The 15,165-nt window shown below is 70.5% G+C and carries 14 protein-coding genes; 7 read left to right on the top strand and 7 right to left on the bottom strand.

What is annotated here, in order from left to right:
* Positions 1-172: 172 nt before the first annotated feature.
* Both CEK69_RS05955 and CEK69_RS05960 read left to right on the top strand, forming a co-directional pair.
* On the top strand, positions 173-2,227 hold the full coding sequence (locus CEK69_RS05955) for a TonB-dependent receptor (protein WP_152244405.1): 2,055 nt from the start codon (positions 173-175) through the stop codon (positions 2,225-2,227).
* A gap of 326 nt (positions 2,228-2,553) precedes the next feature.
* On the top strand, positions 2,554-3,561 hold the full coding sequence (locus CEK69_RS05960; RefSeq protein ID WP_152244407.1) for a pyridoxamine 5'-phosphate oxidase family protein: 1,008 nt from the start codon (positions 2,554-2,556) through the stop codon (positions 3,559-3,561).
* 18 nt (positions 3,562-3,579) lie between these two features.
* On the opposite strand, the gene CEK69_RS05965 is transcribed toward CEK69_RS05960, so the two are convergent.
* From CEK69_RS05965 to CEK69_RS05975, 3 genes are read right to left on the bottom strand one after another with little or no spacing between them, the layout of a single operon-like run.
* Positions 3,580-4,134, bottom strand: a complete 555-nt coding sequence (locus CEK69_RS05965; RefSeq protein WP_152244409.1) for a DUF4865 family protein — start codon at positions 4,132-4,134, stop codon at positions 3,580-3,582.
* On the bottom strand, positions 4,131-4,529 hold the full coding sequence (locus CEK69_RS05970; protein ID WP_152237297.1) for a tautomerase family protein: 399 nt from the start codon (positions 4,527-4,529) through the stop codon (positions 4,131-4,133). Before CEK69_RS05970 ends, CEK69_RS05965 begins: the two co-directional genes overlap by 4 nt.
* Positions 4,529-4,879: a carboxymuconolactone decarboxylase family protein gene (locus tag CEK69_RS05975; RefSeq protein ID WP_152244411.1), complete on the bottom strand. Its 351-nt coding sequence runs from the start codon at positions 4,877-4,879 to the stop codon at positions 4,529-4,531. The genes CEK69_RS05970 and CEK69_RS05975 overlap by 1 nt, the downstream gene beginning before the upstream one ends.
* Positions 4,880-4,980: 101 nt before the next feature.
* Between CEK69_RS05975 and CEK69_RS05980 the strand changes: the two genes are divergently transcribed.
* Complete coding sequence (locus CEK69_RS05980; protein ID WP_152244413.1) at positions 4,981-5,889, top strand: LysR substrate-binding domain-containing protein; 909 nt, start codon at positions 4,981-4,983, stop codon at positions 5,887-5,889.
* A gap of 150 nt (positions 5,890-6,039) precedes the next feature.
* Here the strand turns inward: CEK69_RS05980 and CEK69_RS05985 are convergent, their stop codons facing one another.
* Together CEK69_RS05985 and speA are read right to left on the bottom strand one after the other, a co-directional pair.
* A complete protein-coding gene (locus tag CEK69_RS05985) occupies positions 6,040-7,155 on the bottom strand; it encodes an acyltransferase (RefSeq protein WP_152244415.1) in 1,116 nt (371 codons plus the stop codon).
* Between the two features lie 199 nt (positions 7,156-7,354).
* Entirely contained in the window at positions 7,355-9,244 is a 1,890-nt protein-coding gene (speA, locus tag CEK69_RS05990; protein WP_152244417.1) for an arginine decarboxylase, read from the bottom strand.
* Positions 9,245-9,608: 364 nt separating this feature from the next.
* Between speA and speE the strand changes: the two genes are divergently transcribed.
* Positions 9,609-10,460: a polyamine aminopropyltransferase gene (speE, locus tag CEK69_RS05995; protein ID WP_152244419.1), complete on the top strand. Its 852-nt coding sequence runs from the start codon at positions 9,609-9,611 to the stop codon at positions 10,458-10,460.
* 248 nt (positions 10,461-10,708) lie between these two features.
* Positions 10,709-11,440 (top strand): hypothetical protein, encoded by a 732-nt coding sequence (locus tag CEK69_RS06000; RefSeq protein WP_152244421.1) that lies wholly within the window; start codon positions 10,709-10,711, stop codon positions 11,438-11,440.
* Positions 11,441-11,599: 159 nt separating this feature from the next.
* On the opposite strand, the gene CEK69_RS06005 is transcribed toward CEK69_RS06000, so the two are convergent.
* Entirely contained in the window at positions 11,600-11,938 is a 339-nt protein-coding gene (locus tag CEK69_RS06005) for a P-II family nitrogen regulator (protein ID WP_010341856.1), read from the bottom strand.
* Positions 11,939-12,114: 176 nt separating this feature from the next.
* On the opposite strand from CEK69_RS06005, the gene CEK69_RS06010 reads away from it, so the two are divergent.
* Together CEK69_RS06010 and CEK69_RS06015 are read left to right on the top strand one after the other, a co-directional pair.
* Positions 12,115-12,384, top strand: a complete 270-nt coding sequence (locus CEK69_RS06010; protein ID WP_010341857.1) for an accessory factor UbiK family protein — start codon at positions 12,115-12,117, stop codon at positions 12,382-12,384.
* Between the two features lie 13 nt (positions 12,385-12,397).
* On the top strand, positions 12,398-13,951 hold the full coding sequence (locus CEK69_RS06015; protein ID WP_152244423.1) for a YifB family Mg chelatase-like AAA ATPase: 1,554 nt from the start codon (positions 12,398-12,400) through the stop codon (positions 13,949-13,951).
* A gap of 80 nt (positions 13,952-14,031) precedes the next feature.
* On the opposite strand, the gene CEK69_RS06020 is transcribed toward CEK69_RS06015, so the two are convergent.
* Entirely contained in the window at positions 14,032-14,871 is an 840-nt protein-coding gene (locus CEK69_RS06020; RefSeq protein ID WP_152244425.1) for an alpha/beta fold hydrolase, read from the bottom strand.
* Between the last annotated feature and the right edge of the window lie 294 nt (positions 14,872-15,165).

Genomic DNA, 15,165 nt, shown 5'->3' on the forward strand with positions numbered 1-15,165 from the left:
AGGTGCCACGGCGCGGTTGCCTGCGTGGCGCAGACAACCGCGCGATTTTCCCCGCGAAATCGCATAACATCGCCTTCACGGAGCGAGGTACGCCCAGCGTACCGAACAAGCAAGCCCCGCAACCTCGCCGTTGCCGCCAGCCCTCCGCTGTCCCCACTTGCTTGCAGACCCCATGAAGATCGACTCCCTTGCCCTGGCCGTGCTGGCCGGGCTTGCCGCCGGCCATGCCGCCGCGCAGACCCTCACCTCCGAGACCACCACCACCCTCGGCACCGTGGAGGCGCGGCGCGAGACCGCCGCCTCGCTGTCCACCCGCAACATCCTCAGTTCGGTCGACGTGCTCGGCAGCGAGCAGATCGGCGACAAGCAGGTCATGAACGGCTGGGAGCTGTTGGGCATGATGCCCGGCGTGCAGCTCACCGAGATCCGCCAGGGCGCCGAATCCGGCAAGGCCACCTTCCGCGCCTTCAATGGCGAGGGCTACCTCAACGGCATCAAGATCCTGATCGATGGCGTCCCCAGCGACGCCAACAGCGGCAACCAGCGCTTCACCGACATGATCTTCCCGCTGGAGATCGCCTACATCGAAGTCGTGCGCGGCACCAACGACCCGCGCTACGGCCTGCACAACATCGGCGGCAACCTCAACATCGCCACTCGCCAGGGCGGCGACTACCAGGACCTGCGGCTGAGCTACGGCAGCTTCGCCACGCGCGCACTGCAGTACGCCGTCGGCCATGAAGCCGGCGGCCTGGCGCAGAACTATTTCGTCGGCGCCCAGGCCACACAAGGCGAGCGCGCGCACGACAGCGCGCGCAAGTACACGCTCGGCGGCAAGTGGTTCTACGGCGAAGACGACGAAACCGCGCGCATCGGCCTGATCGCCCGCGCCTACCATCTGAAGGCCGATGCGCCCGGCTTCCTCACCGCCGCGCAATGGGACGAAGACCGCGACCAGTCGCCGCCACAGAATACCAACGACGGCGGCGAGCGCACCCTGCGTCAGGCCAGCGTGCATGCCGACTTCAAGCTCGGCGACGGTGTGCAGCTGCGCAACACGCTGTACGTCAACCGCTACGACGAGGAACGCCGCGTCACCTTCACCCCCTACCCGATCGGCAACGCACCGCGGCAGCGCCGGCAATGGGACGAAACCCAGACCGGCCTGCTCAGCACCGTCACCTGGCAGGCCAGCGACCTGCTGAGCGTGGAAGGTGGCTTCAACGCCGAGCACCAGGACAACCGCTATCGCCGCTACCGCTATGCCTACGCGGTGCCGACCGATTTCTGGAGCGCGCCGGCGCGCGTGCAGAACGACGACCGCTACACGCTCGACAACCTCGGCCTGTACCTGCAGGCGGTATTGCAGCCGACCGACGCGTTGAAGATCGTGCCGGCATTCCGCGTCGACCGTTTCTCCGGCGACACCACGCTGCCCGGCGGCGTGCACGCGCCGCTGCAGCGCTACGGCTGGATCGACCAGCCCAAGCTCAGCGTGATCTACGCGCTGAGCCCGCAGCTGAGCGTCTATGCCAACTGGGGCCGCACCTTCCAGATCCTCACCGGTTCCACCGCCCCGGCCTACCTGACGCCGGGCCAGCCGGGCGTGCGGCCGTCGATCAACACCGGCAAGGAACTGGGCCTGAAACTGCAGCCGGCCGCCGGTATCGAGGCGCGGGTGGCGGTCTGGCGCCAGGACGCCACCGACGAGGTGGCCAACAACGTCAGCTCCGGCACCACCGTGGGCCTGGGCCAGACCCGGCGCCAGGGCGTGGACCTGCAACTGAGCACGCAACTGGGCGAGCACTGGACGCTGTGGCTGTCGCAGGCGCTGCAGGAGGCCAAGGTGGTCAGCGCCTACAACGCCTCGGGCGAATCGCTGCGCGGTCGCGAGGTGTTCTCGGTGCCGCGCTACATCAGCAACGCCGGCGTCGACTACCGGCCCGATGCGCGCTGGACCTTGGGCGTGCAGGCGCGCGCGCAAGGCGACTACTACATCGACGAGCGCAATGCGCAGGGCAAGTACGGCGGCTTCCGCGTGGTCGATGCCAGCGTGCGCTATCAGCTCGGTCCGCGCACCAGCCTCGACCTGCAGGTCAAGAACCTCACCGACGCTCGCTACGCCTACGTCTGGTACGACAGCTTCTTCTGGGGTGGCAACAATCAGGCGATGTTCTCGCCAGCGCCCGGGCGTTCGGCCTATCTCGGGTTCGAACTGCGGCTGTAGGGCACCTCGCATCACCCGCATCCGCCACAGCGTGCTGCGCAGGAGCGGCTTCAGCCGCGACGGGCTTCACAGGGAACGCCCCTGTCGCGGCTGAAGCCGCTCCTTGGATCTGGACATGCCCCCGGGGAGATGAGAGGTGCCCTGTCACGGTGTTGCCTGGCCAAGGACGACCGTAAGTGGCCGGACGCGGCGTCCGCCGCGCTGTGGTACGGTTCCAGGCGTCGCCAGCCTTCGCGCAAGCCTCCCGCTCGTTCACAGGAGTGCTTTGCGATGACCTCTCCCGCTTCGCTCGACCACGGCGTCTTCCGCTTCCGGGAGACATCGCCATGACCGACTTCGTCACCGATGCGGCGCAGCTGCAGGATTGCGTGGGCCGCCTACCCGGTCCGCGCGACCTAAAGGTGATCGACCACCTGGACGCGCATGCGCTGCGCTGGCTGGCCGCCAGCCCCTTGCTGTTCGCCGGCGTCGCCGGCCAGCGCCTGGCATTGAGTGCGGGCAGCGGTGCACCCGGCTTCGCGCGCGGCGATACGCCGCATTTGCTGTCGATCCCGCTGCAGGCACTGGACACCGCCCACGCGCACGTCGGCGCCGGATTCGGTTCGCTGTTCCTGGTGCCCGGATTAGGCGAAACCCTGCGGGTCAATGGCCGCATCGCCGGCGACGACGGCACGCGCGTGTTCGTTGCCGTCGAGGAATGCTATCTGCACTGCGCCAAGGCCCTGCTGCGCGCCGACTGGTGGCACGCGGAGGCACGGGCCGGCGCCACGCCGCCGGAGACGCCGGAAGAATTGCTCGCCAGTTGCCGACTGCTGATCCTCGCCACCGCCGATGCCGAGGGCCACGTCGATGTCAGTCCGCGCGGCGATCGCGCCGGGGCCTTGCTGCAAGCCCACCGCGATGCGTGGTGGTTCGCCGACCGGCCGGGCAATCGTCGCGTCGACAGCCTGGGCAATCTGCTGGCGCGGCCGCAACTCGCGCTGCTGGCACTGCGCCCCGGCAGCGCACGCTGCGTGTGCATCGAAGGGCTCGCCCGCCCCAGCACCGACGAGGCGATCCGCAACGCGCTCGCCGTCGATGGACGCGTTCCGCATCTGGCGGTGCGGGTGCTGCCGGCGCTCCTCGAAGAGACGCACAGCCGCGCGCTCGGTCGCTTCGACCGTTGGCCGCCCGCCGCCATCGCACACGACCTGGACCCGCCGGCGATCTTCCGCGACCACGTCCGGCTCAGCGGCGCGCGCGGCGCCCAGGCCACGCTGATGCGCGCGGCGGTCTCGGTGCCCGGCGTGGTGCGCAAAGGACTGCAGGCCGACTACAAGAAGAACATGTACTGAGCATCCAACGCCACCGGCTCACCCGGCGGCGTCGGTCACGCCGGGCGCGCTGAGGTGATGCACGGCATAGCGGTGTGCGGCGGCGTCTTGCGGCGGCAGATCGCGCCACAGATGAAAACGCAGCCGCGTCCATCCCTGCGGTTCGTAGCCGCACACCGTGGCCAGCACGCGTTCGTCAGGCACGTCCATGTCGGCGGTGTCGTTTCCCCAGGCAGGCGATGGCGCCGGAAGCGCGCGGGTGGCGTAGCGCGCCGAGCGCAGCGCCGCGGACGTCCACGCCGTACCGACCATCCACGCCTGCACGGTCGGGCGTCCGAAGGCCTCGCACAGCGCGGCGAACGCGGGGCCGGCGAGGAACGCGTGCATCGCCGCCGCATCGCGCCACAGATAGAACGGCGCATACAGGTTCTGCCGGCCGGGCAGCAGCGGATCGCTGCGATCGGCGACCAGGTAGGCCTTGAACTGCAGCCCCGGCAGCGTGTCGAGCAACGGGCCTTTGTCGGCGATGCGGCGGCGGATGACGGCCATGTCGTAGTCCGCCGGCAACGCGATGCTGTATTGCATGGCGATCATGCCGGCACTCCGCGAGCCGTGATGCCGGCGCGGCCGCCGCCGAACGACCAGTCCTGCGCCGCGGTGGTGACGATGGTGACCATCACGTCCTCCGGCGGAATTCCAGGCGCGATCGCCAACAGCGCGACCAGGCGCCGATAGAACGCCTGCTTGCAGGCAGCGCTGCGTTCGCGGCCGGCGGTGATGGCGATCAGCACGAAACGATCCGAGCGCGGCCCGCCCAGGTAATGGCGGTCGAACACCAGTTCGTCCGGGTCGTGCTGATGGATGACCTGGAAGCAGTCGCCGGCCGGCACCTCGAAGGCGTCGTGCATGGCCTGGTAAAGGCTGGCCGACAGCGCGCGCAGGTAGGCAGGCGGATGACCGCGCAGCAGCGAGATACGGGCGTACGGCATCAGCGCGGCTCCGTCATGGACGGCCGCGCCGCGGCAGCGGTGCGCAGCAACGGCAGCGCGGACGCCGCACACGGCCAGCCGGCGTAGAACGCCAGGTGGGTGATGGCCTCGGCCAGGGTGTCGCGGTCCAGACCGTTGTCCAGTGCGCGCGCCAGGTGCAGCGGCAACTGCTCCAGTCGCGACAGGGCCACCAGTGCCGCCACCGTGACCAGGCTGCGCTCGCGCGGCGACAGCACAGGGCGCTGCCACACCTCGGCGAACGGCACCTCGTCGGTGAGGCGGGCGAAGGCCGGCGCGATGTCGCCGAACGCGGCCTGCGGGGAAGGAAACGGCTTGGATGGGTCGGACATCGGAACGTCTCGCAGGGGGAACGGGCACAGCCTAGTCGCGCACAACCTTTCGAAAAATCGGAAAATATCGAAACGACCGTCCGGAAAATCAGGATCGACCGATGCGCCCCACCACCTTCGACCTCGACGCGCTGCGCAGCTTCGTCGCCGGCGTGGAGTTGGGCAGCTTCGCCAAGGCGGCCGAGCGCCGCGGGCGCTCCACCTCGGCGATCAGCGCACAGCTGAAGAAGCTGGAGGAGCAGGCCGGGCAGCCGGTGCTGCGCCGCCAGGGCCGCGGCCTGGCCCTGACCGAGGCCGGCGAAGCCTTGCTGGGCTACGCGCGGCGGCTGCTCGAGCTCAACGACGAGGCGGTCGTGGCCCTGCAGGACACGGCGCTGCAGGGCTGGGTGCGGCTAGGGCTACAGGAGGACTTCGGCGAGCACATGCTGCCGGACGTGCTCGGGCGTTTCGCCCGCGCCCACCCGCAGGTGCGGATCGAAGCGCGCATCGCTCGCCACCAGGAGCTGCTGGCGCGGGTGGAGGCCGGGCAACTGGATCTGGCCCTGGCCTGGGACTCCGGCGCGGCCTCGGCGCATCGGCAGGCGCAAGCGGCGTGGCCGCTGCGCTGGATCGCCGCAGGCGGCCGCAGCGCGCCGGACGTGGCCGACTGGAGCGGCGCGGCGCCATTGCCATTGGTGATGCTGGAAGCCCCCTGCCTGCTGCGCACGGCCGCGACCACCGCACTGGACCGCGCCGGCATCCCATGGCGCATCGCCTTCACCAGCGCCAGCCTCGGCGGCGTATGGGCGGCGGTCCGCGCCGGATTGGGCATCACCCTGCGCACCCCGGCCGGGGTGCCGGCCGGACTGGCCCTGCTCCCGCCCGGCGCCGGCGGCCTGCCCGCGTTGCCGGCGTTAGCGCTGAGCCTGCATCGCGCGGTCGCCGTGCCGCCGCCGGCGGTGGCGCGGCTGGCGGAGATCCTGCAACAGCGCCTGCAGGCGGCGCATGCAGCGCTGGTCGGGGATGGCTGAGACGTCCCACGCGCTTACTTGCCGCCCTTGCAGGGCATCCTCCTGGCGATCAGGACGCCGGCGAGCATGTGGCGCCGCCGCTGACCACGGTCTTGAGGGATTGCCATCGCTCTTCACCGGGACGTGCCGCGCGGATCGGAAACCGTGCGTTCAACCATGCGCGGTCGCGACAGCCGCTGCGCTGCGCCGCTCGCGCAGGCGCAGGAACGGCCGCTCCACCGCGTAGTGCAGGACGGCCGCGAACAGCAGCGCCATGCCGGCATAGGCGGCGAAGGCGAGCGGGCCACGCCCGTCCAGCAGCGCACCGAACCACGCCTGGGTCAGATGGAACGCCGCCTTGTGGCTCAGGTACAGGCTGTAGGACACCGCGGCCAGCCAGGCCGCGCCCGGCACCCGGCAGCGCCCCAGCCATCCCTGGGTGGAGGCGCCGGCGCCGACCAGCAGCGCCAGCCCCAACGACAGCACCGGCCAGCCGATCGCATTGCCGAGCAGGCCGGTGCGGTCGCGGAACAGCCACATCGCCAGCGCACAGACCACGATGCCGGCAAGCGCCACGACGCTGGCGTGACGCTGCAGCCGCTGCCAGTGCTGCGGCCGGAAGGTCTTCAGCACCGCCAGCGCCACCCCCGCCAGCAGGCCGTCCAGGCGGTTCCAGGTCGGGTAGTAGAGATCCTCGATGAACCAGTTGCGCTGCAGCCCGGCACCGATGCGATCCAGCGCGCTGTCGTGCATCCAGATCGCACTGCGCAGGGCGATGCCGGCCAGCACCACGGCCACGCACAGCGCCACGAAACGCGGCGCCGATGGCCGCCGCAGCAGCCACGCCGCCAGCAGCGGAAACACCAGGTAGAAGTGCTCTTCCACGCACAGCGACCACGCATGCGAGAACGCCTGCTGGTTGGCGTAGTCGATGCCCAGGTTGAGGGTGAAACTGGCGAACAGCCACCACGGCGCGATCCCGGGCGCTTCGCGGAAGCCGGGCCATGTCAGGTACAACGCCAGCACCACTGCGTACGCAGGCAGGATGCGGTAGGCGCGGCGCCGGTAGAACTCGCCGTAGCGCAGCCGCTCGCCGCGGGCCAGCGGCGCCAGCACCTGGCCCCCGATCAAAAAGCCGCTGAGCACGAAGAACAGATCCACGCCCATCCAGCCATAGCGCGACAGCCACTCCCAATCCGGGCCCAGCCCACCGACCACGAAGGAGTGGAACAACATCACCCAGACGATGGCGATGGCGCGCAGCAGGTCGAGGCCGGGATAGCGCATCGTGGGACGGTGGCGGTGGGGAGCGCGCAGCTTACTGGTTGCATCGCCGGTTGCGGCAGCGGGCGTGCACCGGCACCGGCGCGATCGCGCCTGGAAAGCGCGGCGGCGGCGCTAGGCGTCCCCCATGCTTACTTGCAGCGGCGTACCCTCACCCCAACCCCTTTCCCGGGGGGAGAGGGGCTTGCGTGGGTCGCCACTGTCAGCCCAGCGGTTCGTCCGACAGGTAGGTGTAGCCGGTCAGGCCGGCCTCGAGCGCGTCGGCCAGTTCCGTGGCCTGCGCGGCCGGCAACTGCGCGGCGGCGACGCGTTCGGCGTAGGCGGCGCGCAGGTCGTCCAGGCGGTAGCCGACGTAATCCAGCATCACGTCGGTGGTATCGCCGCGGCGCTGCTGGGCGATGCGGTAGCCGTCGCCGTCCACCGCCACTTCCACCGCGTCGGTGTCGCCGAACAGGTTGTGGATGTCGCCGAGGATCTCCTGGTAGGCGCCGACCAGGAAGAAGCCGATGCGGTAGCTCTCGCCCTGGCGCAGCGCGTGCAACGGCAGCGAGCTGTCCAGGCTTTCGTTCTCGACGTAGGTCTTGACCATGCCGTCGGAATCGCAGGTCATGTCGCAGACCACGCCGCGCCGCGCCGGCGCCTCGTTCAGGCGCTCGATCGGCACGATCGGGAACACCTGGTCGATCGCCCACACGTCGGGAATCGATTCGAACACGCTGAAGTTGACGAAATACTTGTCGACCAGGCGCTCGTTGAGCTCGTCCAGCACCGGACGATGGCTCTTTTCCTCATGGCTCAGCCGCGCCCGCACGCCGTGGGCGATGGCGTAGAACAGGTCGTCGATGCGCGCGCGATGGGTCAGGTCGATCTGGCCCAAGGCGTAGCCGCTGAGGCCTTCGGCATGGAAATGCTGCGCCTCCTGGAACAGTTCCACCGCCGGGCGCTGGTCCAGTTCGGCATGGATCTCGCGCAGGTGGCGGATCGCCGCCGGTTCGTCGTCGTGCGCGTCGGGCACGCGGCCTTCCGGCGCCTGTTCCACCTCGGACACGTTGGCGATCAGCACGGCGTGGTGCGCGGTCATCGCGCGCCCGCACTCGGTGACGATGCGCGGCGGCGCCAGGCCGTGCTCTTCGCAGGCGCTGGCCAGCGGCTGCACGATGTTGCTGGCGTAGGAGTGCAGGCCGTAGTTGATCGAGCAATAGCTGCGCGAGCGGGTGCCTTCGTAGTCGATGCCCAGGCCGCCGCCGACGTCGACGTGGCTGATCTTCGCGCCCAGCTTGGACAGCTCGACGAAGTAGCGGGTGGCCTCGCGCATGCCGTTGGCGATGTCGCGCACGTTGGAGATCTGCGACCCCATGTGGAAGTGCAGCAGGTTCAGCGCGTCGGCGTATTCGGTGTCGCGCAGGGTCTTCCACAGGTCCAGCACCTGCCGCGGCGACAGCCCGAACTTGGCCTTGTCGCCGCCGCTGTTCTGCCACTTGCCCGCGCCCAGCGAGGCCAGGCGCATGCGCACGCCCAGGCCCGGCTTCACGTCCAGCGCGCGCGCCTCCTCCAGCACCAGCTTCAGCTCCGACGGCTTCTCGATGACGATGAAGGTCTGCAGCCCGAGCTTGCGCCCGATCAGCGCCAGACGGATGTACTCGCGGTCCTTGTAGCCGTTGCACACGATCAGCCCGCCCGGACGCGACAGCGCCAGCACCGCCATCAGTTCCGGCTTGCTGCCCGCCTCCAGGCCGAAGCCCTCGCCCTGGTGGCTGGCCAGGGTGCCGGCCACGCCGCGGTGCTGGTTGACCTTGATCGGGTACACGGCGGTGTAGCCGCCGCTGTAGTCCCAGTCGGCCTGGGCCTGGGCGAAGGCGGCCTGCAGCTTGCCCAGGCGCTCGCCGAGGATGTCCGGGAAGCGCACCAGCATCGGCAGCTTGGCCCCAGCCGCGCGCGCGGCGTCCACCACCTCCGGCAGCGCGATCGCCACGCCGTCGGCGCCCTGCGGCCGCACCACCACCCGGCCGGCCGCGTCCACGTCGAAGTACCCGTCGGCCCAGTGCGGGATCGAGTAGGTCTTGCGGGCTTGGTCGAGGGACCAATCGCTCATCGTGGCGGCTCGGCTGAGGGAAAAAGGGCGTGGATTGTAACCCCTGCTACGCGTGGGGTCCGTTACAATCCGCGCCGTTCCAACGCCCTCGGCTCCTGGTGGAGCCGGGCCGGGTTCGCGGGCGCGTGGTGCGGGCTGGATGCGCGAGGCTGTGTCCGCCCCTCATCCGGAGAGGATGCGGTAACAGAATCGTGTGGTTCGGCTGCGCGAGGCTGCGCCCGACCCTCATCCGGCGAGGTACGGTAACAGCGTCGCGTGGCTTGGCTACACGAGGCTGCGCCCGACCCTCATCCGGCGCTTCGCGCCACCTTCTCCCGGGGGGAGAAGGAAACGCTGCATTCTTTTTGCTTTCCTAGGACATTCCATGAGCGCCAACGACAACTGGTACATCGAACACTTCCAGCCCACCGGCTCGGCCATCGGCTACCGCATCACCGGCAAGCTGGACGAGGTGCAGTCGCCGTTCCAGAAGATCGAGATCTACGACACCACCGACTGGGGCAAGTTGATGGTGATCGACGGCGCGGTGATGCTGACCACGCGCGACAACTTCTTCTACCACGAGATGATCAGCCACCCGGCGCTGTTCACCCACGCCGCGCCCAAGCGCGTGGTGATCATCGGCGGCGGCGACTGCGGCACCCTGCGCGAAGTGCTCAAGCACCCGGGCGTGGAGAGCGCCACCCAGTGCGACATCGACGAGCAGGTCACGCGCATGGCCGAGAAGTACTTCCCGGAGCTGTGCGACTCCAACGGCGACCCGCGTGCCGAGCTGCTGTTCGACGACGGCGTGGCCTACATGGCCAACTGCCCGGCCGGCAGCGTGGACATCGTCATCGTCGACTCCACCGACCCGGTCGGCCCGGCCGAAGGCCTGTTCAACAAGGCCTTCTACGAGAGCTGCTTCAAGGCGCTGAAGGACGACGGCATCCTGGTGCAGCAATCCGAGTCGCCGCTGGCGCTGCTGGACCTGATCAAGGAAATGCGCACGGAAATGGGCAAGGCCGGCTTCGCCAGCTTCCACACCGTGCCGTTCCCGCAGCCGTGCTACCCGACCGGCTGGTGGAGCGTGACCATGGCGCGCAAGCAGGGCGGCTTCGACTTCCGCCAGGACGACGCCGCGGCCAAGCCGTTCGCCACCCGCTACTACAGCGCGCACCTGCACACCGGCACCCAGGTGCTGCCGCCGTTCGTGGCAGAGGCGCTGGGCGGCTAAGGCGCCGTCCTCCATCGGCATCGGCGCCTGACGTGCGCCGATGCCGCGGAGCGCCGGCGCTGTCGGGGCCCTCGGTAAGGCCGGCCCCCAACGCGTGCGCATCCGAATCGACAGGCGCGCTGCATCGCGCATGGCATCGCCTCGCCGGTTGCCGCGATCGCGCGCTGTAGGCGCCAAACGATGCCGCACGCCATGGCCGGCGCGTGCGACGATGCGCCGGCCTCCATCGCACACACCGCGAGCCTTCCATGCGCTCCCAGACGACGTCGCCGTGGACCCTGTGCGCGCTGGCCGCGATCGGCTTCGTCGTCGCCTGCGTCGCCCACGAAGCGGTGGGCCATGGCCTGGCCTGCCTGGGCAGCGGCGGCACCGTCCGCTGGCTCACGTCGGTGTACTTCCGCTGCCAGCCCGGCCAACCGATCGTCGATGCCGCCGGCCCGCTGGCGAATCTATGCGTGGCCGCAGTGTGCATCCTGGCGGCACGCCGCCGTCGCGCGGACACGCCGCGCCTGGCGCTCGCGCTGATCGCCGCCTTCAATGGACTGTGGGGCGCCGGCTATCTGCTGTTCTCCGCGGTGACCAATGACGGCGACCTCGCCTTCGTCCTGCGCGATCTCGCCCTGCAGCCGGCCTGGGCGTGGCGGCTGGGGATGGGACTGGCCAGTGCCTGGCTGTATCTGCAGGCGCTGCGCGCCATCGCCCCGTGGCTGCCGAAAGGCAGGCCAATGCTGGCGGCCTACGCCACTGCCGGCACGGTGGCCTGCGTGAGCGTGCTGTTCCATGCCGGGCCGGTGCTGCCGGCACTGCGCGAGGCGGCGCAGGAAGGCCTGTTGGCACCGATCGGCCTGGTGGTCATTGCGTTGTCGCGCCGGTCGCGCGCGCCACTCCCGCTACCGTCCAGCCGCGCCACGGTCGTCGTGGCGGTGCTGGTGGTGGCGACGTTCTGGCTCACCCTCGGCCGCGGCTACGGGGGCGTCTGAGTCGGCACCCGGCGCAGCGTGTCGGCCCATCCGGCTGGCCCGCCATGCCTGTAGGAGCGGCTTCAGCCGCGACAGGTTCTATCGGAAGCGCCCATTGCGGCTGAAGCCGCTCCTGCACGACACCATCCACGCCACGGCGATGCAGGCGCGGTGACTGCGTTACAGCGCGTCCGCGTCCAGTTCGCCGGTGCGGATCCGCACCACCGTGCCCAGGTCGTAGACGAACACCTTGCCGTCGCCGATCTTGCCGGTGGCGGCGGCCTTGACGATGGCCTCGACCACGCGCTCGACCTGGTCCTCGCTGACCGCCACTTCCAGTTTCACCTTGGGCAGGAAATCGACCACGTACTCGGCGCCGCGATACAGCTCGGTGTGGCCCTTCTGCCGGCCGAAGCCCTTGACCTCGGTGACGGTGATGCCGGCCACGCCCTGCGCGGCGAGCGCCTCGCGCACGTCGTCGAGCTTGAACGGCTTGATCACGGCCATGATCATCTTCATGCGGCGTTCTCCAATCACAATGGCCTCAGGATAGCGCGGTTGCGCGATCGACGGCCGTCGGGTTCAATGACCGCGCGCCCCCAACGCCGGAATTTTCCGACAGCGCGCCGCGTCCGATCCCGATGGTCCCGACCTTTCCGGTGCCGCAATCTGACGCCACCTGCCGGAGCACAGCCATGATCGACCTCAACCATCTCGACGACCTCGCCCGCCGCCTCAGCGATCTGGTGCCGCCGGGCCTGCGCCAATCCCGCGACGAACTGCAGAGCACCTTCAAGAGCGCGCTGCAGGCCGGGCTGGGCAAGCTCGACCTGGTCACCCGCGAGGAATTCGAAGTGCAGCGCGCGGTGCTGCTGCGCACGCGCGAGAAGCTCGAAGCGCTGGAGCGCAGCGTCGCCGCGCTGGAAGCGGCACGCAGCGGGCCCTCGCCCAGCCCCACCGCCTGATCCACCCGCCACCATGAGCCTGGCGCTGGTGCACAGCCGTGCCCGCGCGGGGGTGCTTGCGCCTCCGGTTCGGGTCGAAGTCCATCTGTCCGGCGGCCTGCCGACCACGCAGATCGTCGGCCTGCCCGAGGCGGCGGTACGCGAGTCGCGCGACCGCGTCCGCGCCGCCCTGCTCTGCGCGCAGTACGAGTTCCCGGCACGGCGGATCACGGTCAACCTGGCCCCGGCCGACCTGCCCAAGGAGGGCGGCCGCTTCGACCTGCCGATCGCGCTGGGCATCCTCGCCGCGGCCGGCCAGCTCGACCCGCAGGTACTCGGCCAGTACGAATTCCTCGGCGAACTGGCCTTGACCGGCGAACTGCGTCCGGTCGACGGCGTCCTGCCGGCTGCACTGGCCGCCGCCCAGGCTGGGCGCACCCTGATCGTCCCGGCCGACAACGGCGCTGAGGCCGCACTGGCGCAACACGTGCAGGCCTACACCGCACGCACCCTGCTGGAAGTCTGCGGCCTGCTCAACGGCAGCAAGACCCTGCCCGCGGCCACCGCGCCGCCCACGGTTGCCGCGCCCTTTCCCGACCTGAGCGACGTGCGCGGCCAGGCGCAGGCGCGGCGCGCCCTGGAGATCGCCGCGGCCGGGCATCACCACCTGCTGCTGATCGGCAGCCCCGGCTGCGGCAAGACCCTGCTGGCCTCGCGCCTGCCCGGGATCCTGCCCGAGGCCAGCGAAGCCGAGGCCCTGGAGAGCGCGGCCATCGCTTCGGTCAGCGGCCGCGGCGTGGATCCGGCGCGCTGGCGGCAACGCCCCTACCGCGCACCGCACCACACCGCCAGCGCGGTGTCGCTGGTCGGCGGCGGCACTCATCCGCGCCCGGGCGAGATCTCGCTCGCGCACCACGGCGTGCTGTTCCTGGACGAACTTCCGGAGTGGAACCGGCATGCGCTGGAAGTGCTGCGCGAGCCGCTGGAATCGGGCCAGGTGACCGTGTCGCGCGCGGCGCGCAGCGCCGAGTTTCCCGCGCGCTTCCAACTGGTGGCGGCGATGAACCCCTGTCCGTGCGGCTGGGCCGGCGACCCCAGCGGCCGCTGCCGCTGCAGCGAGGACGCGGTACGGCGCTACCGCGCGCGCATCTCCGGCCCACTGCTGGACCGCATCGACCTGCACGTGGAAGTGCCGCGGCTGCCGCCACAGGCGCTGCGCGCCGATGCGCCGCCCGGCGAAGCCAGCGCCGTCGTGCGCGAGCGCGTGGAGCAGGCGCGGCAACGCCAGCAGGCCCGCGCCGGCCGGCCCAACGGCCAACTCGGCCACAGCGAAACCCTGCGCGACTGCCGCCTGCAACCGCGCGACGAGGCGCTGCTGGAACAGGCCATCGAGCGCCTGCGGCTATCGGCGCGCTCGCTGCATCGAATCCTGCGCGTGGCCCGCACCATCGCCGACCTGGACGCCAGCGAGCGCATCGCCACCGCGCACCTGACCGAGGCCATCGCGTACCGGCAACTGGATCGCGGGGAGGCGACGGCGAACGCCGTGGGTCCGACGCCACCCGGGGCACGCCGCCTGGCAGGGTGACGCCGAGCCGCAGCCGGCGTGCGCCGCATCCAGTCTGCACCCAGTCGTGCCCGCTGAGCGCAGCACTCTGCCGTACGCGCTCAGCTCCTCGCCGCAGCGTCCACCCACTCGGCGATCAAGGCATTGCATCGCCTCGCATGGGTAAAGGTCATGCCGTGCGACGCCCCGGCCAGCACCTCGTGGCGCGCCTGCGGCAGCCAGGCCGCCAACGCGGCGGCGTTGTCGCGGTACTGGGCCGAGCTGCGTTCGCCGGCGACCAGCAACACCGGCATCGCCAGGGCAGCGGCCTGCTCGGGCCGGTACGCCGGCAGCACGTCGGCAATCTGCGGCACCAGGGTCTGCGCGTTGTCGCGCACCATCTGCCGGAAGCTCGCGCTGCTGCGCGCCCAGGCGCCGGGCTGGCTGACCGAATCGACGAAGCATTCCAGGCCGGCCTCCACCTGGCCACCTTGCAGCAACGCGATCGCTTGCGCGCGGACCGCCTGAACGTCGGCCGGCAGGCCCTGCCGCTGCGGGCCACCCGGATCGAACAGGGTCAGGCTGGCGATGGCGTCCGGCCGCAACAGCGCCGCCTGCCAGGCGACGGCGGCGCCGCGGGAATGGCCGACCAGGTGCACCGGCCGCGCTTCCTCGGCGATGAAGGCGGCGAGCTGCTGCGCATGCCAGCGCCAGCCGAACGCATGCTGCGACGCCGACGGCAGCCGCGGGTAGTACTGGCCCAGGCTCAGCGCGCTGAGCTGGAAGCGGTCGGCCAGGCCGCGCAGTTGCGGCGCCCAGTAGCGGTAGTCGCACAGGGCCCCATGCACCAGCAGCACCGGCGCGCCCTCGCCCACCCGCAGATAGGCCAGCGCGTCGTCCGCGCCGAGCCGGCGGACGGCCGGCTTGGGCAGGGGCGTGCGCGAACTGCTCGTCGCGATCATGCGTGCGACACCGCGACTACCGCCAGCGACGCCGACAGCCAGCGGCCAACAACGCCATCGCCGCGCAAGCAACACGCCGTTTGCGTCGAAAGGGAAGTGGGGAAGCGCTCGGCATCCCGATACGATAGCCGTATCGCCCCGGCGCGGCGACACTGCAGCGATGCGGTGGCGATCGGCGGCACAGCATCGCGCTGGCCGCGCGGCACACGCGCCGGAACGGCGGCGGCAGCCTCCCACCCACAAGGTTGCCAGAGCACACTCCCGCATGAGGGCCTGTGCGACGCAGGGTCGCGC

The sequence above is a fragment of the Xanthomonas sp. LMG 12462 genome, from assembly GCF_009192885.1.
Taxonomy (GTDB): domain Bacteria; phylum Pseudomonadota; class Gammaproteobacteria; order Xanthomonadales; family Xanthomonadaceae; genus Xanthomonas_A; species Xanthomonas_A sontii.